Genomic DNA, 21026 nt, shown 5'->3' on the forward strand with positions numbered 1-21026 from the left:
GGGAGAAGTGAATTTTTTGCGGCGATGCTGATTTACAGCGCCGCTACAATCTGTTTCCGCAGCCACTGCTGGGCCGGATCGCGGTGCAGACGTTCATGCCACAGCAGCAAAATATCAAAGCCCGGCACCTCCAGCGGCAGATCGACAACCGCGAGGTGCGAAGCGTGACGCACCAACCGCTCGGGCAGCACCGCCACTAAATCACTGCTCGCCAGCGTTTCCTGCATAAACAAGAAGTGCGGCACCGACAGCACCACGCGGCGTGAACGCCCGAGCTTCGCCAGCGCATTATCGGTGGCGGCGCTAAAGCCACCGCCATCGGGCGATACCATGACAAATTCCAGCTGACAGAATTGATCCAGCGTCGGCAGACGTTGCAACTGCGGGTGATCGCACCGTCCCGCCAGCACGTAGCGCTCGCTGAACAGTTTGCGTTGATGCAGCGTCGGCGGCGCGTTATCGCCCGTATGAAACACCACATCCAGCTCGCCTTTTTCCAACTGCTGCGCCACCAGCGGCGGATTCAGCGCCAATATCGCCATGCGACTTTGCGGCGCAGCAGCGCGGATCAGGTTGAGCGCAGGCAGCACCAACGCTGACGAGGTGTAATCGGTGGCGGCGATGCGCCAGGTGTCATCGGCATTGGCCGGATTAAAGGCATCGGGCGGCGCGACCGCACGCTCAACCGCTTCCAGCGCCAGACGCAGCGGCTCACGCAGAGCTGCTGCGCGCGCCGTTGGCAGCATGCCACGCGGCCCCGGTAACAATAGCGGATCGTCAAAATGCCTACGCAATCGCGCCAACTGAGCGCTGACGGAAGGCTGCGAGAGATGCAAACGCTGCGCCGCGCGCGTGACGTTGAGTTCGCTTAACAGCACGTTGAGCGTCTGCAGCAGATTCAAATCCAGCGAGTCGATATTCACTATGGCTATACCTGAGATATCAGCAATTGATTTCCACTATAGCCAGCGCCGACTTAGTCTGCAGTGGTTTTCATCTCACAGGATTAAGCCCATGAATGTACTGATTGTGTATGCCCATCCGGAACCGCGTTCGCTGAGCGGTTCACTTAAAGACTTTGCCATACAGCATTTGCAGCATGCCGGACATCAGGTGCAGGTCTCTGATCTCTATGCGATGCAGTGGAAAGCGCCGCTCGACGCTGCCGACACGCGCGCCCCATTTATGGGCGATCACTTCGATGCGACGCTGGATTCTCGCTTCGCCTACGATCATCAGCTACAGGCCGCCGATATCGCCGCGGAGCAGGAAAAATTGCGCTGGGCCGATACGGTGATTTTCCAATTTCCGCTGTGGTGGTTTTCGATGCCCGCCATCATGAAAGGCTGGTTTGACCGCGTTTACGCCAACGGTTTTGCTTACGGCGTGGGCGAGCACAACGAACAGCATTGGGGCGATCGTTACGGCGAAGGCAATCTTAGCGGCAAACGTGCAATGCTGGTGGTGACGACCGGCGGATGGGAATCGCATTACAGCCCGCGCGGCATTAACGGCCCGATCAACGATCTGCTGTTTCCGATTCAGCACGGCATGCTGTTTTATCCCGGCTTTAGCGTGCTGCCGCCGCTGGTTTTCTATCGGGTACAAAAGTCAGCAGCAGAACGATTTGCTGGCTGGTGCGATGCGCTGGCTACAAGGCTGGATACGTTGGCGGGAACCGCGCCCATTGCCTACCGTCAGCAGAACAGCGGCGACTATGAGATTCCTGCGCTGACCTTAAAGGCGGAGTTTGTCCCGGAAGAGAGTGGCTTTGGCGTGCATGTGAAGCGGTGAAAGGTGGCAGACTCGACGCTGAGCCTGCTGTTACTCGTACAGCCAGCGCCCCGCTTTTGCTGATTCAATCAACATTCCCAGCGTGAAATCGGGTACCACCGGCACTTCACGCTTATTGAATGGATTGAGAATCTGCGCCAGCGAGGGCTCATCGGGATAGTAGGTTTCAATGACGAATCCGCCGCGATCGACGCTGAACTCGCCGAAGAACTCATCCATCAGCGCAGCGGCTTCTTCACGCTCGAAGTTAAGATCGCTATCGATATCAATTTGCGGCGTCAGCGTTTTTTGCTTAAACAGGTAAACGCCATCGTAACGTCGCACCAACTCGTAGATACGCTGCTCAATTTCAACTGTCATCGCTTCTGCACCTCCACTGATTTCACCGGAGCGCCATTCTGCCATGCAATCCCAACAGTTGGATGAAAAAAATCTCTGCAGGAGAATTTTGAGACAAAGAGCCAGTTTTCCAGCCGGGATGCCTGGTTTATTGCGTTAATGCATCCTGCGCTTCTTTCAACTCATCTCGCGCGTCAGCCAGTTTACGCTGCTGCTTCTCAATTTTATCGCTGCGGCCTTTGGCCTGCGCTTCCCTTAGATCTTGTTCGCGTTCCTGCACTTTCAATTGCTTCTCGGCCACTTTCTGCTGGCGCGCTTTGAGCAAGCCGCTGTCGGTGCAATTTGCACTGGTTTCGCGTAACGCCTTTTCCAGACCAGCGATGCGCGCAGCATTGCCATGCTCACGCGCCATCGCCAGCTCTTGCTGGATATCCTGCTTTTTAGCGGCGCAGCCGGTGGCTGGGTTGGCAGCCTGAACAGACGTCACGGTCAAAGCAGAGAAAAGAATCGAAAGGGAAATCAGGGTGTTTTTCATGGTGAACTCTTGGTTTACATTGATGGGCGCTATTATACGAAGAGTTCTTAACAAGATCTTAAGGACCACACATCAGCACTAACTTTGCACAGAATCAGTATGGCTTTGCCGTGATAACGACGGGAATGGTATAAATGGAATTATTGTATTTATAAGCAGGGAGATTATTAAAAGAAAAAACCTTACCTTTCACATTTAAATAAATCACTCCATTTTCAATCTTATTTAGTGCTTTGGAATCAGAAGTAATGAGGAAGGGTGAATAATCATTACTTAAAGCCTTCTTGAATTCCTCCACGGTTTTACTTGCATCGTATAAGTAAAAACGATAGGAAAAATCCGTCGTAGCGCCTGCACTTGCCTCAGTTATGAAAACAGTAGCATGAGTATTAACCGCCTGCTCATGGACAATTGATTGTTCCAACGGAGATAATTTTGATAAAAAATAAGCACCTAAAAAAATCATCATTATAATAAACATTATTAAGGCATGACGCTTCTTAAAAGCCTGAGCGTTTAGCATATTCAATTCCTGCTCTTATCCAATACTGGTCTTCCGGATCGTCGCCAAATGGGCTAGAACCATACCAACTTCCAAATTCTATGTTGCTTGTTCCTGCGCGACTTTGCGCCCATCCTGCCGCTCTTAATAATACAGCCTCGGTAATTCCAGCCGCATGTCCAACAGCACCATAATTGAAGTTCCCAAAGTTGGCATACTGTTTACCACTTTGATTTTTATAATCCCATGGGCCATGTCCTCTCACTTGACTATAAAACCACACATAGGTCATGGCTGACGGGCCTTTGTGCAAACGAGCCAGCATCATATTGTTGAGGATTGAAACTCCCGGCGGGCTAAACGAGATAATATCAAATGGCGGCTGCGGCGATGCAGCCAAAGTTGGATAGCGCATTGATTATGCTCTCTCATTCCAGCTATCAGAGAACATAATATTGCCGTCACAATATTTCCATGTAATTTTTTCGTATGCAAACTCAACACATTCGAGGTGATTATGCTTCTCTTTTGCAGGGTCTTTTGTATCGTGCATTACTGGTGACACACCAATTATTTTCACACCTTCGATCAGGATATTGAAATATTCGACTTCCTGTCCAGCATCATTAATGTGATACCACTTAAATTCAGCTGATGCTAAGTTTTGACCTGTTGCTACAGCCTTGTAAAGATACGGTGAAGAAGCATCAAATTCTTTTTGAATGATTATAGGTGCATGCTTTCGTGTGCCAGTGGGTTTACCTGTTTGAGGCTCAGTTGGGAGTCTAACGTTATGAGAAAATCCGGTAACTTCAATACTGCCCTCACGATTTTGCACATCAACGGAGCCACGAATATCAGCCCCGCCATCATCTTTTAGCCAGAGATTTGCTGGAATAGGCATTTTACATCGTCCTTTTTTTGTTCATCCTTTAAGCGAGGATACACAAAAAAACCAATAACACACAGTTATTTCATGGTGTTTAGAGCAAATTTTTATTTAGATGCTGTATTGGAATCGATGTTTTAAAACTGATAGAAATGCGGAGGGAAACACCCTCAATTTTAAATTAGGAGTTCGCATAAAAGATTCCAACAATAATGTTGAAACGACGAACCGTAGTTTTAACTTTTTGAATACTTACTGATGGCGAATGTGTAATGAACTTCATTTTGGGCATTTTTCTACGGAGCCAGACAGAATTTCAGACACATAAAAAGCGCTCGTAAGCGACTTAATTAAGCTGGTAGCGATGCAGGATTGCTTTCGCTGTGCGATTCACCCGGTTATCTTCTTCATACCCAGGTGAAATAGTTAGCATTCATACTGCTGAAGTTAGCAATACTCGCGGCATATCATTTACAAAGCGAACCTATCCAGGCCAGCTAGAGCGAATAAAAATGATCACATTTGATCTTAGGGGCGCCGAGCTTCAGGGAGAGGCTGTAAGCCGTCTCTTTCATTATCTTGCCCACACCGCTGTCGCGCATCGATTTCGTTAAACGCGATGACGGACCTGTTAATGCCAGCGCCGCGAGCAGTTTATTTCCCTCACCAAAAACGGGAAGAGAGAATGCAGCAATGTGCGGATCACGCATGCCGGAGGTAAAGAGCGGTAATTCTGGGGCAGATTCAAGAAGCGGTTCATTGAGTCCCCAATGGCGAAGCACTTGCCCTATTGCTGAATTATCCAGCGGCAAAAAAGTACCGGGTAAGCGCGTTTCTCGTAATCCTTCGGAGGGCTCCGCTCTGAATAAGCAAAGCCTTTGACCGTTCTCAATCACATACCATGTGGCGCTTTCACCCGTCGCCGTTGCCAGCGCGTGCAGTTCAGGCTGGACAATACTGGCCAGATGAAATGACTGTTCATAGAGCTTGCCAAGATAAAGCAGTCTGGGACCCAACGTGTAAACGCCGCTGTCGCGTCTGATGACGTAGTTCATGCGTTCAAGTGAGTTCATAAGACGGTAAACCGTCGTTTTATGGTAGCCCGAAAATTGTGCCAGAGCGGTGAGCGTCAACGCCTCTTCGCCAGGCTTAAAACAATCCAGTAGTGCCAGCGCTTTCTCAACGGCAATTACGCCTTCATTCCCCATCGGTACGGTCTCCTGTTTGCGACGGTAAGAGTTTACCGTGCAATTTGTGATTCACATCGTATTTACATCACAAATGAAAGCTTAACGCTGGTGCGATCTGATTTAACATCGATATAGTGGTTTTACATAGTACAACATAGTTGTATCAGGTAAAACATGAAGAGGTGATTTATGCCACACGCAGAGAATACGTTCATCAAGCGCGACCTTACCCGTACAGCGCCCGAGCTGGTCAAACAGGCTGCTGAGTTTCAGGCCGCTATTCTTGCCGATGTTGCCGGACGTCGCGGTACGCTGCACGGTCGCGTAAAGCCCGTTTCACCCACCATGAAAGTTGCTGGCCCCGCCATCACGGTTGAGGTTCGGCCGGGCGATAACCTTGCCATTCACGCGGCGCTCGCCATCGCTCAGCCTGGCGATGTTATCGTCGTCGACGGTAAAGGCGATATCAGCTGTGCTTTGATTGGTGAAATCATGTCCACTCAGGCAGAAGCGTCGGGCATCGCAGGAATCATCATCGATGGTGCAGTTCGCGACGCCGACGCACTGTGCGAAAACGGCTTCCCGGTGTTTTCCGCAGGTCTGAATCCTTGTGGCCCAACCAAATCTGTCGCGGGCCGCGTTAACTATCCTGTTTCTGTGGCCGGAGCGGCAATCCAGCCTGGTGATTTGATCATTGGTGATGTCGACGGCGTGGTCGTTCTGCCACGTGAAGCCGTTCCGGCGCTGATTGAACTGGCACAGAAAAAACTGGATGCCGAGACCAAACGCATTGCCGCCATCCGTGAAGGCGATATTCGCGCACCCTGGCTGGAAAAAGCCCTGCTTGCGGCTGGAATGTTGAATGAAGGGGAGGAATTGTAATGGCATCTTCTCATCCCGTAATTTTGGTAACTGGCAGCGATTTGGCGCAGGAAGCGTTAGGCCTGCTCAAGGGCTTTGATATCGTTTACGCAGGCATAAAGCCCAGTGAAGACGAATTGTGTCAGCTGTGTCACCAACACGATCCGGTGGCGATTATTGTTCGATACGGCAAAATCAACGCCCGCATCATGGATGCCGCACCTCACCTGCGGGTTATTTCCAAGCACGGCAGCGGCATTGATGTTATCGATCAAAAAGCGGCGGCTGAGCGCCATATCAGCGTGCAGTCAGCGCCCGGTGCTAATGCAGCAGCGGTGGCTGAACATACATGGACGATGATATTGGCCTGCGCCAAAGCGGTTCTCCCGCTGGATCGCCGAATGCGTCAGGGACATTGGGACAAATCGACCCACAAGTCGGTTGAGCTTGAAGGCCGAACGCTGGGTCTGATTGGGTTGGGTGCGATTGGCGGTCGGGTCGCTCGCATTGGCAAAGCGTTTGGTATGAAAGTCCTTGCCTATGACCCGTTCGCCAGGTCCTTTCCCGACGAGTGTGAATCCTCCACGCTTGAAGCTCTGCTACAACAGGCAGATGTGATTTCATTGCACTGCCCATTGACGGAACAGACACAGCACATGATCAACAGCGACAGGCTGAGTCAGTGTAAAAAAGGCGCGATTCTCGTCAATACTGCACGCGGTGGCCTGATCGATGATAACGCGCTTCTAACGGCGCTGGGTGACGGCACCCTTAGCTGGGCTGCTCTGGATAGTTTTGCTGTTGAGCCGCTGACCGCACCACATGTCTGGCAGGCTGTTGATAACGTCATCCTGTCGCCGCACATTGGTGGCGTCAGTGACAACTCATACGTGAAAATGGGAACAGCTGCAGCGAGTAACGTTTTGAAGGTGCTGGCTGAACCGATCAAAAGTGAAAGTGCCCTGTCTTAATGCATTAACCCTCCCCACCATTTGTTAAACGACCTTACCAACTTGCTTGCCGGTAAGGTCGTTCATCAACCTCGGCTATCACTGCAAATCTCCGTCACTCCCTCAGCGTTGCCCCTTCGATAAGACAGTTACGTCTTTCCAATCCAGACTTGTCACTGAGATCTCACTGACGTTTAGCGGCTTGATAACGAGAAGTGCATAGCTTGGATGAGGCGGAACGTGAACTTCTTTTGGAGTGGATTGATGGTGGGAGGAATGGGAGAAAAGCCTCCCGCAGACGCTCAGATAAGCGCCCGCGGGAGGGTGACGTTATTTACTCACCGGCGACGCGGTGTTTTCGACTTCAATGTTTAACTCTTTTTTGCGGCCCATGATCAGCACGGCGATACCGCCAATACCACACAGAATCGCCAGCGGCACCATAGCCAGTGTGTGGCTGCCCGTGGCCTGGTTGATGATGCCGTAAACGTTGACCATCAGTCCGCCGCCGATCAGGTTAGCCATGGCGCCAATCGCAGCCAGACCGGCGGCCGCAGTAGTGGAAGACATCCATCCCGATGCGAGCGCCCAGAACGGACCTTTCATTGAATACGCGCCTACCAGTACCAGCGACAGAATCACCACGCTGCCCGTCAAACTGTTGGTGATAAAGGCAGATAACAGACCACCCGCAATCAGGAAAAGGGTTAACGCGGTATGCCAGCGACGCTCGCCGCTGCGATCGGAGCTTCTGCCCCACACAATCATCAGGATAGATGCCAGACCGTAAGGGATGGCGTTCACCAAACCGGTGGTAAAGTTATCCAGGCCATATGATTTAAGCAGTTGCGGCGACCAGACGCTCAGCGTTGAGCCTGCCGCAGAAGCGCCGGCATAAATCAGCGCCATCACCCAGATATGTTTATGGCGCAGCAGTTGCCACAAAGAGATGTGGCCGATCGCTTTCTTCTTCGCGTTCTCGGCTTCAAGCGTGCTATTCAGCCACGCTTTTTGTTCCTGATTTAACCAGCTGGCATCGCTTGGTCTGTTGCTCAGCATAAAGAAGGCGGCAATACCCAAAACCACCGCTGGAATGCCTTCCAGGATGAACAACCAATGCCAGCCGCGCATGCCGTACCAGCCATCAAGTGACAATATGGCCCCAGAAATGGGCGAGCCGATAAAATTCGCTGCGGGGATGGCAACCATAAAGGTGGCGATCACGCGGGCGCGATATTTACCCGGAATCCAGTAAGTCAGATAGAGAATCACGCCAGGGAAGAATCCGGCCTCAGCTGCACCCAGTAAAAAACGCAATACGTAAAGTGTATTGGCACTCTCAACGAAGGCGGTACAGACCGAGATAATGCCCCACGAGACCATGATGCGAGAGATCCAAATCTTCGCACCGATTTTCTGCATCGCAAGGTTGCTGGGTACTTCAAAAAGAAAGTAACCCACAAAGAACAGGCTACTGGCCAGACCAAAAACGGCTTTAGATAATCCCAAATCTTCATTCATCTGTAGCGAGGCCATACCGATGTTGCCACGGTCAATGATGGCAATCAGATAGCAGACGATGAGAAAGGGCAAAATGCGCCAAACCACCTTCTTAACGGTCTGCTGCTCTATATCGGCAGAGAAAGACGTGGTGTGCTTTTTCTCAGACATGATAATCCTCACAAGTTTGTCATGGCCTTACGCGATGATATGTTCGCAATGCCGATTGTTGTACTGTGTAAAACTTAGATGTACAGAGTACAATCATTATCTCGACAAACGCCCTTCTGTGCCTGAAGTTGTAATCAGGTTGTGTCTTTTGTCACAGAAAGGTATCTGATGATTTTCATTTTTGTGATGCTGGCGAGATTTCTTTTTCGCGCGCACCGCGGGTCTACTGAAAATCATAAGAAATGAGGTAAGTAAAACGGCAGGAATGGAAAAATTAACTGAGACTAATAAAGGAAATATAAATCAGCAATATCAATCAATTAAATTTATTTCCAATTTCGCAGGATGGAATATCAAGACGTGGTCATCAACAGGCGCTGCTGTTAAAACTCACTGTGACGATGCAAAGCGAAACCAACAAGAAAAAGGTCAGGTTTTGATCGGGCGGGCGTTGAATTGTACTTCAGGAGAAAAAGACAATAGAAGAGTAAGTGCCCCGTCGACCTTAGCATAACCACAATAAGGCTCGGACGGATTTGGACCAAAAAAAAGCCTTTCGGCTTTAATTTTAGTAACTTGCGGACTGTTACGGAAGTTCTCGTATCTTTAAATGGTGCCGAAGGCCGGACTCGATAATCAATTCAAGCGATTGATTTTAAATAAAAAACAACAAACCATCACTGTTAATGCCCCCTTATGTGCCCCCGCTTTTTTTTGGCGAAATCTTCATAGATATCCTTTCACTAAATTTTTGTATTGCCCGTTTCAAGTAAAAGCCTGCTTAATGTGGCGGATTCGTTCTAAGGTTGAAATCCACATAATCATTTTCCACCTAAAAAAAGATTTTAATAATTATCCTTCACATTATTCACTTATTGATTTTTATGATTAGAAACATAACCTTATACTGTGAATGATTGGTGCAGGGTGACGATTATCATTCATATCAGGTGAAGTCTGGACGTAAAAAACCGGCTTTCGCCGGAAAATATAGTCATATTGCTGTGGGCTCATCGCACCCTAGCAGCTAATCGCTCGTGCTCTCTCCCGTGAGATCGAGATTGGATTGCATCACTGACTTTTTGTGAAGCTTTAGTCAGTGATGCCCCGCGCAACCGAATGATGCTCTTAAGTAGCAGGTCAAACATATTTATGTTATGCGGAATCTTATGGCGGTTGGCTTCAATGTAAGCGCGATAGGAATGATAGAAATAGCGCTTAGGGGCTGAAGTGGCCGAAAGCTCGCATTCTACATATTGAGTGCACTTGGCTCTTACGCCCTGTGGATGGCTGAAATGCTGCCCAGTTACAGCTAGAAAGTTGTTACCTGAGCTTGAAGCATCTCGCCTTCTCCCGCGTTTATTTAACCTAATGTCCGCTTTGTGCCAGAAGCGGACATTGCTAATCCCCTGACACACGCTAAACAGTTTGCAATGCAGCTTATTTCTGTTCCTCATGTAAAAAGGGCATTAACTGAAAGATGTCACTTAACTTCCTCATGTATATCTACATCCACACATAGTCATCAGGAAAAGGATGAATGAAGATGCAGAGAGGTAAAAGAGCTGTTATTACCGGTGGCGGCGGGGGATTTGGTCAGGCGCTGTGCGTGTGGCTGGCACGAGAGGGGGTAGAGGTGGATTTTTGCGGACGGCGGGCTGAAGATATTTAAAAAACCTGCAGCAGCATCACTGCTGAAAGCGGCATTGCAAAAGGGTATATCTGTGATTTATCACGCCCTGAATCCCTTTCTCAGTTTTCTTCACAGTTGTTAATTTCAAACAAGCCGATAGACATTTTAATCCTGAATGCTGCTCAGTGGTTGTCAGGGAGATTAGACGATCAGCCTGACACAGAAATTATCAACACCGTCAGTTCAGGTCTGACAGGTTCGATTCTACTGACTCAGGCTCTGCTGCCCGGGTTAAGACGTTCAGGCAATGCTGATATCGTCTCAATTATATCTTCATGTGGGATCCCGAATTTTACGGATTCAATTGCGCACCCTGCTTTTTTCGCCAGCAAACATGGGTTTAGCGGGTTTATCACCAAACTGTCACAGCAGTTGTCCGAAGAAAACATACGTGTGACCGGGTTGTATCCACCGGATTTCGAACTTACAGGGTTAGATACGTCTTTTGATACAGAATCCAGAATGGGGGAACGTCTGATGAATGGGCACTCAGTCTGGGAAACAGTTCGTTTTTTGCTGACTCAGCCACGTAGTTGTCATATAAGCAGCATCTACTTTCAAGGTCCAACTCGCGAAGAACTGGGATAAGAGCGGATAAAAGCCAGTGGAGTTAAACAAACATTCATACTTCGGCATCTCGCTCACAGCCGAGATCCAAACGTTTTAATATTACGCCCTATCTCTGTGAGATCAGACAGGACACTCAACCATGGTCTGTACCCACGCATTCTTCCCCGGAGGAAGGTTACATTCAATGCGAAAAAAACCTACAGGGTCATATACATGAAATATCTCACAGTAGGACTCATTATGCTGGTATCCAGCCAGGCAATGGCAGGCATAAAATCTGCACAGACTTACCCTTCCTGCGGCATTGCAGGCCCAGCGTAACGTCAAAGCGGAAACGGGAGGCATCATCGAAGATCTGCTTGATGCGAATATTTCCTCAAGGGTCAACGTGTTGCAGGCTGATATCATAACGGCACGCAAGGCCCGTCAACTCACACAGGCACAGGCTGACACGCTATGGCAGCACTCCACACGGGTACGCAGATTTGTTAAGCAGCAGGGGTTCCTGAGCGCTACAGAGAGTACCTCCGCGCTGCGGGGATCTGTGTGGCAATCTGGCTGCAGGTTAGCCCTCTACGCGTTAACGTTGTTCGCAAACTGTGATATTCCAGGGACGCCCTGCTCATAATGAACAGGGCGACATAAATCGATCCCTGCCCCCACTTACGCTTCAGTATTTATTGCTTTTCGGATACCTGACTATTTAAAATCGACCTGCATCGGTTCGGCAATTGTTGCGTCACGCGTTGTCAGCACGCAGCGATCCAGATAATCGGTGAACCTGGAAGGCTTACTCATACCAAGCTGCAGCAGTTTAGAATTATCAAACACCACATTCAGATTTGAGAAATGGCCGTAAAGGTTCATCGCACGCAGCATGATCCGTTCGTTGCTCGGGCCAAACAGATCCTTAAATGTTCTTCTGCTGTCAGAAAGCTGTTTATAGGAAACCTTTTGATAATCAATACCCAGAGCCCTGCCCCCTAATAAACCTGTTGAACCAGTAATAAGGATATTTTTCATGATAGTGCCATTCCATTCTGGTTGATCAAAGGAAAGCTTTAACAGAACGCCTTCCGAACACAAAAAAAACACAAAAATAAATTAATTATTTATGGTGAATTTAAAGATAAATTAAGGATTGACGTTAGATCCCACACTGACGATTTAATCACTTATCAGGTCGTAAACCAGACCAGTATAAAGCTAATAACTATCGCCAGGCTCAACAACAGTGTAGATACTTCATTGAACTTTTTCATTTAGCTTATGTTTATATTCCATGCGCAGGAAGCAATTCTTAAAAATCATTACCACCCTGTTGATTTCACAATCTGATTTGAACAATTCTTTCCATTTAGGATCAAGCTTTATTTGTATTTTTTTGCGAACTAATAATTAATTTAGTGAGTGAACCTTTTATGTGCTTATTTATTGAGGATCAGTTCAGACTGTGTGTAGAACATGTGTAGAAGCTAAAAAAGACAATTTATAGAATAAACCCCTGCATTTGTTTACCCCTTGTTTAATACTCATCAATTATACCCTTGCCTGTCATGAAATATTTGCGCACAAATCATTAAGCGGCCCCTTGTATTTCACTTTAGGTAACAGGCATGTTTACAACATATTTAAAACTTAAAAATACCGGCTGGGAAGAATGCACGCTTTCTGCGTATGCTCAGATTTACACTGCATTCGGGGGGAGCGTGTGCACCCATCCCCGCGTTCTCGCTTATCTTTCCGAGCGTGGAGGCGTCCGTATTCAGTACTATATGAAAAGGCAAGACGGGCAACCCATTGCTGGCGTGTTTTCTGTCAATGGCTCTCTGGAATATAAAAATTCAACGCTTCCCTTTGTTTTTGATGATCTTATCCTGCCGATAAAAGCGGGTGTAAAAGTCATACTTCCTTTTAAAACCAAGCGGTTATCACCTCATTCTCAGGGTGTCATATTTAACAGCATCCGTCACAATCTGTTTAAGAAAAAAATGGCTCACATCAAGTCCGATTTTTCCGTGAAAACCGCTAAGAAGCGTATCGGAGAGGTGCGACGATTTACAAAAGCGGGCGGAACAATTGAGGATGTGACTTCTTTTTCCCCTGCTGAACTTTCGGCTATCTATCAGCACCTGTTCGATTTGCGGTGGCAAAACAGTCTTAAGTGCACTGACACCGGGATCCTGACTGAGACGTTCTCCATGTTCAGAGACATGATCTTTGGCAAAATATTATTCATCAATGACTCACCCTGCGCTTTTGATCTCAACTATAAAGTTGAGTGCCCATCATGGTATTACTTCGAGGACTTTAATGGCGGGATCGACCCGCAGTTTAGATCTATGGGGGTCGGCTCTGTTTTGCTCTGGGAAAACATCCAGCACGCCAGAGCGTTAGCCGCGTCATTGGATAAGCAATTTATATTTTCTCTGGGTGCCTATAACCCAGACTGGTATTACAAAAAACAGTGGTGCGATATTATGCCCTCGGGTCGTACGCTGTTCTGAAGTTGGAAATATGGATTTTTTTGCATTTGCCTCCCGCATTTCACACAGGTAATACACGTACCTATATAGAGAAAAACATTTTGCTTCTACACACAATCTCAACACACTCTCAACGGTGAATAAACGCGTGTCCGGTAACATGGGTCATCACTCTTTAATACGAGAAACCCATGTTGTCCCTCAAACTGTTTTCTCTGCCTTTACTTCTGGTTGCCATAATTGCCGCGCTGACAGGCTGCGATGATAAAGCCGTTACGGAAGCTGAAGCACTGCACCTCAGGTTGCCGTTGAGGTGATTCAGCCACAGGTGTTAGCGGTCAGCGAGACGCTTCCGGGCCGCGTTAACGCGCTGCAAACAGCAGAAATACGCCCGCAGGTGAGCGGTATCATTAAGCGCCGCCTGTTTGAACAGGGCGCAGAAATTAAAAAAGGGACGCCTCTTTTCCAGATCAATGCGGCACCTTTTGAAGCGGAAGTCTCCAGTGCGCAGGCCGGTTTACTGCGTGCTAAAGCCGCCAATGACAAAGCCCAACAGCAGGCTGCCCATCTGCGGCCACTGATGAAAACGGGCGCGGTGAGCCGTCAGAGTTTCGATGAGGCCATCGCGAATGCCCGCCAGGCCGCGGCAGATGTGGCGCAGGCCAGCGCCGCGCTCAGGCGCAAAGAACTCGACCTGAGTTTTGCCACCGTCGGGGCCCCGATATCCGGACGTATAGATCAGGCTCTGGTTTCCGAAGAGGCTTATGTGACAGCCAGCGACAGCACTCCTCTGGCCCGCATTTACCAGAAAGACCCCATTTATGTGGACATCCACCAGCCCGCCGGGGTTTACCACCAGCTGCGCCAGCAGTCGGCAAGTCAGAAGGCCACTACGACGGGCGTGCCGGTTAAGATTTTGTTACCCGGTGGCGCTGTCTATCACCAGCCGGGCAGAATCCTTTTCTCCGGCATTAGCGTCGATACCGCGACAGGCGACGTTATAGTCCGCATCGAGGTGAGTAATCCGAATCGCGAACTCCTGCCCGGCATGTTTGTGCGGGTTGAGATCCCCCGTCAGCATTATGAGGATGCGCTGATGGTTCCCCAGTAGGCTGTCTCGCATCAGGAAGGTCACGCTGTACTCTGGGTGGTTGACAATGAGCAAAAGGCCCGCCAGATCAACGTCCGTGTCGGGGAGCTAATCCATGGCGCCTACCGCATTGTCGAAGGCTTACCTGCCGGCAGCCGTGTGGTCGTTCAGGGCATGGATAAGCTTGGCAACGGCATGAACGTCGCGGCAGTGATTTCAACCGCTTCCCCTGCAACACTGACCATGAAGGCCGGAGAGTAAAATGGCTCAGTTTTTCATTAAGCGCCCGGTTTTCGCTCGGGTGGTCGCATTGTTCATTATTCTTTTCGGGATTATTGCGATCCCTAAACTGCCGGTGAGACGCTGGCAGAGCCTGCATTTCGTATGCAGGTACGTTGAACCACCATAGACTTGTTTTGGGGCTGGAAAACGCCACACATCGGGCTTGAATGCGTGCGATCAAACTGTTTTGGGATATTTAGAGACGTGGGCTGCGTCATAGCTTTTCAAGTTGAAAACTGTACGTGTTTGAAGCTTGGAACTACACGCCGCTATGAGATAGTATTCCCGAAGATCTGCCACTACTGACCAAGTGGCAATTTCTGGTGAAAGCTTAGATCATTTCTTACATACATAAGAGATAGAATTTTACGTCTAACTCACTGTTTAATAAGAAATTAAAGTGAATGGTGCCGAAGGCCGGACTCGAACCGGCACGTATCTCTACGGTTGATTTTGAATCAACTGCGTCTACCGATTTCGCCACTTCGGCACTGAAGAGGATGCGGAAAACGTTGGGGATTATACCGTTACGAACAGCGTGCGCAACCGGAATCGTTAGGGATGTGCGCTAAGCGTTGAAAAAAACATCACTTCGCGGATAACTGCTTGTTATGACATCGATCCCATCAAACGGATCCCAAAAACCTAAATCCAGAACGCTCCCAATTTTCCCCAATCAGCCCGGTTAACTGGAACTTTCCGAATTCAAACCTCTCTTAACCAAAACTGACGCAGTCAGAACATAAAAGACAACGAGGTTGAGATGAAAGTACAACGCATGATTTGGGGATGGGGCATCGCGGCAGCCATGGTTGCGGGGAGCGCATCGGCAGCAAGCTGGCAGGATCAGCTGAGCAGCGCGGCATCGCAGCTGTCACAGCAAAACAACAGCACCAGCAACACCAGCACCACGCAGAACGGCGGCATGTCGCTCTCATCGCTTACCGGCCTGCTCAACGGCGGCGATAAAGCGGTGAGTTCCAACAGCATGACCAACGCTGCAGGCGTGATGTCCTACTGCGTGCAGCACAACGTGGTGGATAACAACGTGAAGTCGGTAAAAGATCAGGTGCTGAGCAAACTCGGCCTGAACAGCACCACCGCGCAAGAGCAGAAAACCGATTACCAGCAGGGTTTGCAAGGCTTGCTTAACACCGGCAACGGTCAGCAACTGAATTTGCAAAGCCTGAGCAACTCGCCGATGGGTGAGAAGCTGAAAACCAAAGCCTGCGATGTGGTTCTGAAGCAAGGCAAAAAATATATCGGCATGTAAGGACGCGCCGATATCAAGGCGCGAGCTGTCCCTCGCGCCTTTTCTTTAGTCCAGTAACGCTCGCGTCTCCAGCACCGTTCTCTGCAACAACTCCCGCGCCTGGTCCAGCGACCGAATGTTGGTATAGCCAATCACCAGGCCATAGCGTTTCTGCGTCTGCATATACCAGCCGGAGAGCGGCAATACGCGCAGCTGATGCCGCTGCCATATCTCCGCCAGCGCTGTGTCCTGCGTGCCATGCGGCAGGAAGGCGATAATGTGCATGCCGCCATCCGTCAGTTCAAAATCAAACACATCCGGAAAACATGCCTGCAAGGCATCCAGCATCATGCGGCGTCGCTGCTGATAAAGCGTGCGCATCTTTTTGATGTGGCGATAGAAATGCCCTTCGCTGAGGAACTGCGCCAGAATCTTTTGCGGCAGCAGCGACATACCGGTTTCAAGGATTTCCCCCAACTCGCTGAAGCGCGCGATGGTCTCTTTCGGCATCACCAGATAACCCACGCGCATCGCCGGCATCATGGTTTTGCTGAAGGTGCCGGTGTAAATCACCCGATCGTGCACATCCAGGCTTTTCAGCGCCGGAATCACTTTGCGCGTGTAGTGAAACTCGCCGTCGTAATCATCTTCAATGATCCAGCTGTCGTTGTGCTGTGCCCACTCCAGCAGTTGATGTTTGCGCGGCAGCGATAAGGTTACCGCCAGCGGGCTGTGATGCGTAGGCGTGACGATGGCGAAACGCGCATCGGCGTGATAGCGCAGCAGATAATCCACATCCATGCCTTGCCGATCGACCGGCACGTAATGCAGATTCGGCGCGATGCGCTTCAGCAGTTTTTGCCCGAAGAAATAGCCGGGATCTTCAAACAACACCTTGTCGCTTGGCTGCGCCAGCACCGCCAGAATCAGTCGCAGGTTGGCGCGATAGCCGCTGGTGATAAAAATCTGTTCCGGCTGGCAGTTAAGTCCACGCGAAATATTCAGGTAGCTGGCGATGGCTTCCCGCAGCGGCTGATAACCCATGACCGGCGGCAAAATCATCTCATCCGCGCGCAGGCTGCGCGACGCTTTGCCGGAAATCAGCAGCCATTTTTTGTGCGGAAACGCATCCAGCGCCGGGATGCCAAGCCGCAGCTCGCCTTTGCTCTCGCGCTGGATTAACGCGCTCACTGGCGGCGCAGGCACTGCCGTTTTCCCGATTGTTTCCGGCAGAATCAGTTCGGGATTAACGCGCGTGCCCTTCGCGCCCTGACTGACAAAATAGCCTTCGCCGATCAGGATTTCATAAGCGGCTTCCACCGTTTTTCGCGCCACTTGCAACTCACTCGCCAGCGTACGGATCGCCGGTACGCGGTCGCCCGGCTTCAGCTGCCCTGCAAGAATCTGCTGGCGATATCGCGCATAAATCTCTTTATAACCCACGCCATGCCCTACCTGTTTTCACGTTTTTTGACCCTTTTCACTCAGACATGAAAGTTTAAGATGCCCGCATCACCTTCGCATTGAAAAACGACTCACCTGAGGAAAAAAACATGACTGCACGCGTTAACCACTTTAAAACCGTACCGACACTGGTCAAAGCCATGTCCGATCTCTCCATGAACGTCAGTAATGTTTCATTAGAAACCTCACTGAAGCATCTGGTCGATCTGCGCGCCTCGCAGCTCAATCAATGCGCGTTCTGCGTCGACATGCATGTGAAAGAGGCCAAACTGCATGGCGAGCGCGAGCTGCGTCTGCATCATGTGGCGATCTGGCGCGAATCCCCGCTGTTCACCGCCAAAGAGAAAGCGGCGCTGGCGCTGACCGAAGCGCTGACGCGTCTGGGCGATAACGGCATCGACGAAGCGCTGTATAGCGAGGTGCGCGCGCACTTCTCCGAAGTGGAGACCAGCGAGCTGACGTTCTGTATCGCGGTGATCAATACCTGGAATCGCCTGATGGTGCTGTCGCAGATGACACCGGGCGCACTGGACAGCGCTTATGGGTTGGATCGTGCTGATTTACGTTAATTTTTACCGCCAGTCGCTCATGCTGCTGGCGGCACCATGTTCATCTGCGCTGCCTGAGGCTATAGTGAGATTTTGCACCACACAGGACAGCGCACATGAAAGGCATCAACATTGCGATTTACTTCGATCCCGACCAGATTCACATCTGCGTTCACCAGCAGGATGACAGCTATCTCAGCCAACACTTTATTTACGACGACAGCGTAATTGAAGAGATCTATCAGTGGCTGGAGCGGTTCACGCCTAATCGCACCCACATTTGCCTGATTGAGCACGATACCGCCGATATCCTTGCCGATGAGTTGGTGGATAACGGTTATCACGTCCATCAGGTGACGCAGCACGATCTCTTGACCTGGTTCGCCAACGAACCGCCTGCCGAACCCGATGGTTCACCGGTGCGCGCGTTGCTGCGTTATCTGGAGAACGAGCAGCCATCCGAATACCAGTCACGCACGCCGCAGATTGAAGCGTTGATGGATCTGCTGGATGAGCTGGACGATCTCGAAGGTGTGGATGAAGTTGAAGATGAAGACAATCTGCCGGATGACGTGCTGCGCCTGATGAAGCAGAAGAAGATCAGCGCGCAGGACGCCGCCCAGCGCCTGCTGCCGGATGTGAATGAGCGCATTCGCGAGCATTTAATCAATTATCCCGAACTGATGACGCCTGAGCTGCTGCAGGATTTCTTCCCTGAGCTGATCGAGGCGCTGGATACGCCGAAGCACTAATCAATGAACGCACACACCGTAGCGGCGCGATTTATCGCGCGGTTTTGACCGACTCTCCATCCTCTTAACGCGCAATAAATTGCGCCGTTACGAGCCGTGCGATTATCGAATAATTTTTCAAATGGGACATTTCATGCTGGAGTTGTTTAAAGCCATCGGGCTGGGATTGGTGGTGATTTTGCCGCTCGCCAATCCGCTGACCACGGTGGCGCTGTTTCTCGGCCTGGCCGGAGAGATGAATTTCCAGGAGCGTAATCGCCAGGCGATGCAGGCCTCGATCTACGTGTTCCTGATCATGATGGTGGCGTGGTATGCCGGCAGCGCGGTATTGCACACCTTTGGCATCTCCATTCCCGGCCTGCGCATGGCGGGCGGATTGATTGTGGCATTTATCGGTTTTCGCATGCTATTTCCGGCGAAACCGGTCGGGCATTCGGTCGAAGCCGAGCACAAACAGGATGAACTGGACGCGACCGACAGCAACCGTGAAACCGTCAACATCGCATTTGTGCCGCTGGCGATGCCGAGCACCGCCGGGCCGGGCACCATTGCGATGATCATCAGTTCCGCGTCGACGGTTAAATCGGGCGTAGATTTCCCGGCGTGGGTGGTTGCCGTCGCGCCGGTGCTGACGTTTTTGGCCGTGTCGGTGATTTTGTGGATTTCGCTGCGCAGCTCGGGCGCCATCATGAAGCTGGTTGGTAAAGGTGGCATCGAAGCGATTTCACGTCTGATGGGCTTTTTGCTGGTGTGTATGGGCGTGCAGTTCGTGATTAATGGCGTGTTAGAAGTGATTCACAATTATCATTGAGACCACGTTGAAGACGCGCAATGAATTGCGCCGCTACGGTATTTGCGCCTATCCGTAGCGGCGCGATTTATCACGCAGTTTTAAGCGATTTACTCACCTTTCAACGTTTTACGCACTTCTGCTACCTGATCTTTCTTCACCGCTGGCGCATTGTTGCTCCAGCCCTGACGAATGAAGGTCGCCAGTTTAGCCACTTGATCATCATCCAGACGCTTAGCAAAACCAGGCATTGCCAGCGTTGATGGCGCTTTCTCAGTGGATGGCTGCTGCGCACCGGCCAGAATGGTGTGGATCAAACCACCTGGATCCTTGGCATTGACGATGGTCGCCTGATCCAGCTCCGGGAAGATCCCCGGCGCACCTTTACCGGTGACAAAGTGGCAGGCGCCGCAGTTGTCGATATATAGACGCTCACCTTCCGACAAGCCTTTCGCAGCGGTCAGTTTCGCTTCCGTCGCCTGCTGTTTCTTCACGTCATACGCCTGCAGCGCCGGGTTGCCGCCAAGGAACTTCAGATAGGAGGCAATCGCTTTCAAGTCGGCATCGGTCATGTGCGAGCTCGAGTGCTCAATCACCGACTTCATCTCACCGCCCACTGCTGCCTTATCGTTACGACCGGTTTGCAGGTAATCGACAATCTCCTGCTCGCTCCAGCGCGGCAGACCGCGCAGTGACGGCACATCCCAGCTGTTCAGGCTGCCACCGGCAAGGAACTGATCGTCGCCGCTATCCAGCGCTTTCTCGTTCATGCCGAGGCCACGTGGCGTATGGCAGCTGCCGCAGTGACCCAGGCTTTCCACGATGTAAGCACCGCGATTAACCTCTTCTGACGCGCCGCCAATTGGCTGGAATGGCTTGTCAGAGGTGAACGCCCAGTTCCAGAAGCGCATGCCCCAGCGCTGGCTGAACGGGAAGCTCAGATCGGTTTCCGGCGGCTGCTCGCTGCTCGGCTTCACGCCTTTCATGAAGTAGACGTAAAGCGCGTGCATATCGGCGTCGGAGATTTTGGCGTAATCCGGGTACGGCATCGCCGGATAGAGACGCGACCCGTTCGGCAATACGCCTTTGCGCACCGCGTCGGAGAACTGCTGCTCGCTGTAGTTGCCGATGCCGTGCTCTTTGTCCGGCGTGATGTTGGTGGAGTAAATGGTGCCGAGATTCGACTCAATCGCCAAACCACCAGCGTAATCCCCTTGGCCGGAAACGGTATGGCACGCCATACAGTCGCCGAGACGCGACAGGTATTCACCCTGCTTGATCAATTGAGCTTCATCTTCCGCGTGTGCCTGCAGTGCAAAGCTGCCCAGCAGCACGGCGTTGGCGATTAACAATGATTTTAATTTCATG

General features: G+C 50.7%; 22 protein-coding genes, 1 tRNA gene and 2 pseudogenes. 13 read left to right on the top strand and 12 right to left on the bottom strand.

Annotated elements, in window-relative coordinates; translation table 11 throughout:
- Nucleotides 1-32: 32 nt before the first annotated feature.
- Nucleotides 33-926: a LysR family transcriptional regulator gene (locus IB226_RS12920; protein ID WP_192236079.1), complete on the bottom strand. Its 894-nt coding sequence runs from the start codon at nucleotides 924-926 to the stop codon at nucleotides 33-35.
- Between the two features lie 88 nt (nucleotides 927-1014).
- Here IB226_RS12920 and IB226_RS12925 point away from each other — a divergent pair, with 88 nt between their 5' ends.
- Nucleotides 1015-1794: an NAD(P)H-dependent oxidoreductase gene (locus IB226_RS12925; RefSeq protein ID WP_192235804.1), complete on the top strand. Its 780-nt coding sequence runs from the start codon at nucleotides 1015-1017 to the stop codon at nucleotides 1792-1794.
- Nucleotides 1795-1824: 30 nt separating this feature from the next.
- On the opposite strand, the gene IB226_RS12930 is transcribed toward IB226_RS12925, so the two are convergent.
- From IB226_RS12930 to IB226_RS12955, 6 genes are all read right to left on the bottom strand, one after another.
- Nucleotides 1825-2154 (bottom strand): DUF1493 family protein, encoded by a 330-nt coding sequence (locus tag IB226_RS12930; RefSeq protein ID WP_008107769.1) that lies wholly within the window; start codon nucleotides 2152-2154, stop codon nucleotides 1825-1827.
- A gap of 127 nt (nucleotides 2155-2281) precedes the next feature.
- Nucleotides 2282-2668, bottom strand: a complete 387-nt coding sequence (locus IB226_RS12935; protein ID WP_192235806.1) for a DUF1090 domain-containing protein — start codon at nucleotides 2666-2668, stop codon at nucleotides 2282-2284.
- Nucleotides 2669-2762: 94 nt separating this feature from the next.
- On the bottom strand, nucleotides 2763-3191 hold the full coding sequence (locus IB226_RS12940; RefSeq protein WP_192235808.1) for a hypothetical protein: 429 nt from the start codon (nucleotides 3189-3191) through the stop codon (nucleotides 2763-2765).
- Nucleotides 3169-3585, bottom strand: coding sequence for a polymorphic toxin type 44 domain-containing protein (locus tag IB226_RS12945; RefSeq protein WP_110867463.1), 417 nt, complete (start codon nucleotides 3583-3585; stop codon nucleotides 3169-3171). Before IB226_RS12945 ends, IB226_RS12940 begins: the two co-directional genes overlap by 23 nt.
- A 3-nt stretch (nucleotides 3586-3588) precedes the next feature.
- Nucleotides 3589-4074, bottom strand: a complete 486-nt coding sequence (locus IB226_RS12950; RefSeq protein WP_110867462.1) for an Hcp family type VI secretion system effector — start codon at nucleotides 4072-4074, stop codon at nucleotides 3589-3591.
- A gap of 482 nt (nucleotides 4075-4556) precedes the next feature.
- Nucleotides 4557-5267 carry an IclR family transcriptional regulator gene (locus IB226_RS12955; protein ID WP_192235810.1) on the bottom strand — a complete coding sequence of 237 codons (711 nt, stop codon included), beginning with the start codon at nucleotides 5265-5267 and terminating at the stop codon, nucleotides 4557-4559.
- Nucleotides 5268-5438: 171 nt separating this feature from the next.
- Here IB226_RS12955 and IB226_RS12960 point away from each other — a divergent pair, with 171 nt between their 5' ends.
- Both IB226_RS12960 and IB226_RS12965 read left to right on the top strand, forming a co-directional pair.
- Nucleotides 5439-6131 (top strand): RraA family protein, encoded by a 693-nt coding sequence (locus tag IB226_RS12960; protein WP_192235812.1) that lies wholly within the window; start codon nucleotides 5439-5441, stop codon nucleotides 6129-6131.
- Nucleotides 6131-7081, top strand: coding sequence for an NAD(P)-dependent oxidoreductase (locus IB226_RS12965; protein WP_192235814.1), 951 nt, complete (start codon nucleotides 6131-6133; stop codon nucleotides 7079-7081). The genes IB226_RS12960 and IB226_RS12965 overlap by 1 nt, the downstream gene beginning before the upstream one ends.
- 309 nt (nucleotides 7082-7390) lie before the next feature.
- On the opposite strand, the gene IB226_RS12970 is transcribed toward IB226_RS12965, so the two are convergent.
- Complete coding sequence (locus IB226_RS12970; protein WP_110867458.1) at nucleotides 7391-8731, bottom strand: MFS transporter; 1341 nt, start codon at nucleotides 8729-8731, stop codon at nucleotides 7391-7393.
- A 265-nt stretch (nucleotides 8732-8996) separates the two neighbouring features.
- Between IB226_RS12970 and IB226_RS12975 the strand changes: the two genes are divergently transcribed.
- Both IB226_RS12975 and IB226_RS12980 read left to right on the top strand, forming a co-directional pair.
- Complete coding sequence (locus IB226_RS12975) at nucleotides 8997-9245, top strand: hypothetical protein (protein WP_192235816.1); 249 nt, start codon at nucleotides 8997-8999, stop codon at nucleotides 9243-9245.
- Between the two features lie 1032 nt (nucleotides 9246-10277).
- A pseudogene (locus IB226_RS12980) lies at nucleotides 10278-11012 on the top strand (SDR family oxidoreductase).
- Nucleotides 11013-11693: 681 nt separating this feature from the next.
- Here the strand turns inward: IB226_RS12980 and IB226_RS12985 are convergent.
- The gene (locus IB226_RS12985; RefSeq protein WP_225608297.1) at nucleotides 11694-12017 is read right to left on the bottom strand and encodes a hypothetical protein; all 324 of its coding nucleotides are present in this window, start codon (nucleotides 12015-12017) and stop codon (nucleotides 11694-11696) included.
- 593 nt (nucleotides 12018-12610) lie between these two features.
- Here IB226_RS12985 and IB226_RS12990 point away from each other — a divergent pair.
- From IB226_RS12990 to IB226_RS23430, 4 genes and pseudogenes are all read left to right on the top strand, one after another.
- Entirely contained in the window at nucleotides 12611-13501 is an 891-nt protein-coding gene (locus tag IB226_RS12990; RefSeq protein ID WP_192235818.1) for a transcriptional regulator, read from the top strand.
- 292 nt (nucleotides 13502-13793) lie between these two features.
- Nucleotides 13794-14591 (top strand): efflux RND transporter periplasmic adaptor subunit, encoded by a 798-nt coding sequence (locus IB226_RS12995; protein ID WP_192235820.1) that lies wholly within the window; start codon nucleotides 13794-13796, stop codon nucleotides 14589-14591.
- A gap of 36 nt (nucleotides 14592-14627) precedes the next feature.
- The gene (locus tag IB226_RS13000; RefSeq protein WP_192235822.1) at nucleotides 14628-14831 is read left to right on the top strand and encodes a hypothetical protein; all 204 of its coding nucleotides are present in this window, start codon (nucleotides 14628-14630) and stop codon (nucleotides 14829-14831) included.
- A 1-nt stretch (nucleotide 14832) separates the two neighbouring features.
- Nucleotides 14833-14946, top strand: a pseudogene (locus IB226_RS23430) (efflux RND transporter permease subunit); the annotation flags it as partial.
- 311 nt (nucleotides 14947-15257) lie between these two features.
- On the opposite strand, the gene IB226_RS13010 reads toward IB226_RS23430, so the two are convergent.
- Nucleotides 15258-15342, bottom strand: a tRNA-Leu gene (locus IB226_RS13010).
- A 273-nt stretch (nucleotides 15343-15615) separates the two neighbouring features.
- Here IB226_RS13010 and IB226_RS13015 point away from each other — a divergent pair.
- Nucleotides 15616-16125: a DUF2501 domain-containing protein gene (locus IB226_RS13015; RefSeq protein ID WP_101762213.1), complete on the top strand. Its 510-nt coding sequence runs from the start codon at nucleotides 15616-15618 to the stop codon at nucleotides 16123-16125.
- Between the two features lie 45 nt (nucleotides 16126-16170).
- Here the strand turns inward: IB226_RS13015 and IB226_RS13020 are convergent, their stop codons facing one another.
- Entirely contained in the window at nucleotides 16171-17547 is a 1377-nt protein-coding gene (locus IB226_RS13020; RefSeq protein ID WP_192235824.1) for a PLP-dependent aminotransferase family protein, read from the bottom strand.
- A gap of 110 nt (nucleotides 17548-17657) precedes the next feature.
- Here IB226_RS13020 and IB226_RS13025 point away from each other — a divergent pair, with 110 nt between their 5' ends.
- The 3 genes from IB226_RS13025 (at nucleotide 17658) to IB226_RS13035 (ending at nucleotide 19679) form a co-directional block, all read left to right on the top strand.
- Nucleotides 17658-18137 (top strand): carboxymuconolactone decarboxylase family protein, encoded by a 480-nt coding sequence (locus IB226_RS13025; protein ID WP_192235827.1) that lies wholly within the window; start codon nucleotides 17658-17660, stop codon nucleotides 18135-18137.
- Between the two features lie 95 nt (nucleotides 18138-18232).
- The gene (locus IB226_RS13030; protein ID WP_192235829.1) at nucleotides 18233-18868 is read left to right on the top strand and encodes a hypothetical protein; all 636 of its coding nucleotides are present in this window, start codon (nucleotides 18233-18235) and stop codon (nucleotides 18866-18868) included.
- Nucleotides 18869-19001: 133 nt separating this feature from the next.
- Nucleotides 19002-19679, top strand: coding sequence for a MarC family NAAT transporter (locus IB226_RS13035; protein WP_110868046.1), 678 nt, complete (start codon nucleotides 19002-19004; stop codon nucleotides 19677-19679).
- A gap of 89 nt (nucleotides 19680-19768) precedes the next feature.
- Here IB226_RS13035 and IB226_RS13040 read toward each other — a convergent pair whose 3' ends face one another.
- A complete protein-coding gene (locus IB226_RS13040; RefSeq protein WP_192235831.1) occupies nucleotides 19769-21025 on the bottom strand; it encodes a cytochrome c in 1257 nt (418 codons plus the stop codon).
- Between the last annotated feature and the right edge of the window lies 1 nt (nucleotide 21026).

It is taken from the genome of Pantoea sp. PNT03 (genome assembly GCF_014852515.1).
Taxonomy (GTDB): Bacteria; Pseudomonadota; Gammaproteobacteria; order Enterobacterales; family Enterobacteriaceae; genus Pantoea; species Pantoea leporis.

Bases quoted from the DNA above. Each gene is read 5' to 3' on its own strand.
- IB226_RS12925 (WP_192235804.1), top strand. From the start codon at position 1,015: ATGAATGTACTGATTGTGTATGCCCATCCGGAACCGCGTTCGCTGAGC.
- IB226_RS12930 (WP_008107769.1), bottom strand. From the start codon at position 2,154: ATGACAGTTGAAATTGAGCAGCGTATCTACGAGTTGGTGCGACGTTAC.
- IB226_RS12935 (WP_192235806.1), bottom strand. From the start codon at position 2,668: ATGAAAAACACCCTGATTTCCCTTTCGATTCTTTTCTCTGCTTTGACC.
- IB226_RS12940 (WP_192235808.1), bottom strand. From the start codon at position 3,191: ATGCTAAACGCTCAGGCTTTTAAGAAGCGTCATGCCTTAATAATGTTT.
- IB226_RS12945 (WP_110867463.1), bottom strand. From the start codon at position 3,585: ATGCGCTATCCAACTTTGGCTGCATCGCCGCAGCCGCCATTTGATATT.
- IB226_RS12950 (WP_110867462.1), bottom strand. From the start codon at position 4,074: ATGCCTATTCCAGCAAATCTCTGGCTAAAAGATGATGGCGGGGCTGAT.
- IB226_RS12955 (WP_192235810.1), bottom strand. From the start codon at position 5,267: ATGGGGAATGAAGGCGTAATTGCCGTTGAGAAAGCGCTGGCACTACTG.
- IB226_RS12960 (WP_192235812.1), top strand. From the start codon at position 5,439: ATGCCACACGCAGAGAATACGTTCATCAAGCGCGACCTTACCCGTACA.
- IB226_RS12965 (WP_192235814.1), top strand. From the start codon at position 6,131: ATGGCATCTTCTCATCCCGTAATTTTGGTAACTGGCAGCGATTTGGCG.
- IB226_RS12970 (WP_110867458.1), bottom strand. From the start codon at position 8,731: ATGTCTGAGAAAAAGCACACCACGTCTTTCTCTGCCGATATAGAGCAG.
- IB226_RS12975 (WP_192235816.1), top strand. From the start codon at position 8,997: ATGGAAAAATTAACTGAGACTAATAAAGGAAATATAAATCAGCAATAT.
- IB226_RS12985 (WP_225608297.1), bottom strand. From the start codon at position 12,017: ATGAAAAATATCCTTATTACTGGTTCAACAGGTTTATTAGGGGGCAGG.
- IB226_RS12990 (WP_192235818.1), top strand. From the start codon at position 12,611: ATGTTTACAACATATTTAAAACTTAAAAATACCGGCTGGGAAGAATGC.
- IB226_RS13015 (WP_101762213.1), top strand. From the start codon at position 15,616: ATGAAAGTACAACGCATGATTTGGGGATGGGGCATCGCGGCAGCCATG.
- IB226_RS13025 (WP_192235827.1), top strand. From the start codon at position 17,658: ATGACTGCACGCGTTAACCACTTTAAAACCGTACCGACACTGGTCAAA.
- IB226_RS13030 (WP_192235829.1), top strand. From the start codon at position 18,233: ATGAAAGGCATCAACATTGCGATTTACTTCGATCCCGACCAGATTCAC.
- IB226_RS13035 (WP_110868046.1), top strand. From the start codon at position 19,002: ATGCTGGAGTTGTTTAAAGCCATCGGGCTGGGATTGGTGGTGATTTTG.
- IB226_RS13040 (WP_192235831.1), bottom strand. From the start codon at position 21,025: ATGAAATTAAAATCATTGTTAATCGCCAACGCCGTGCTGCTGGGCAGC.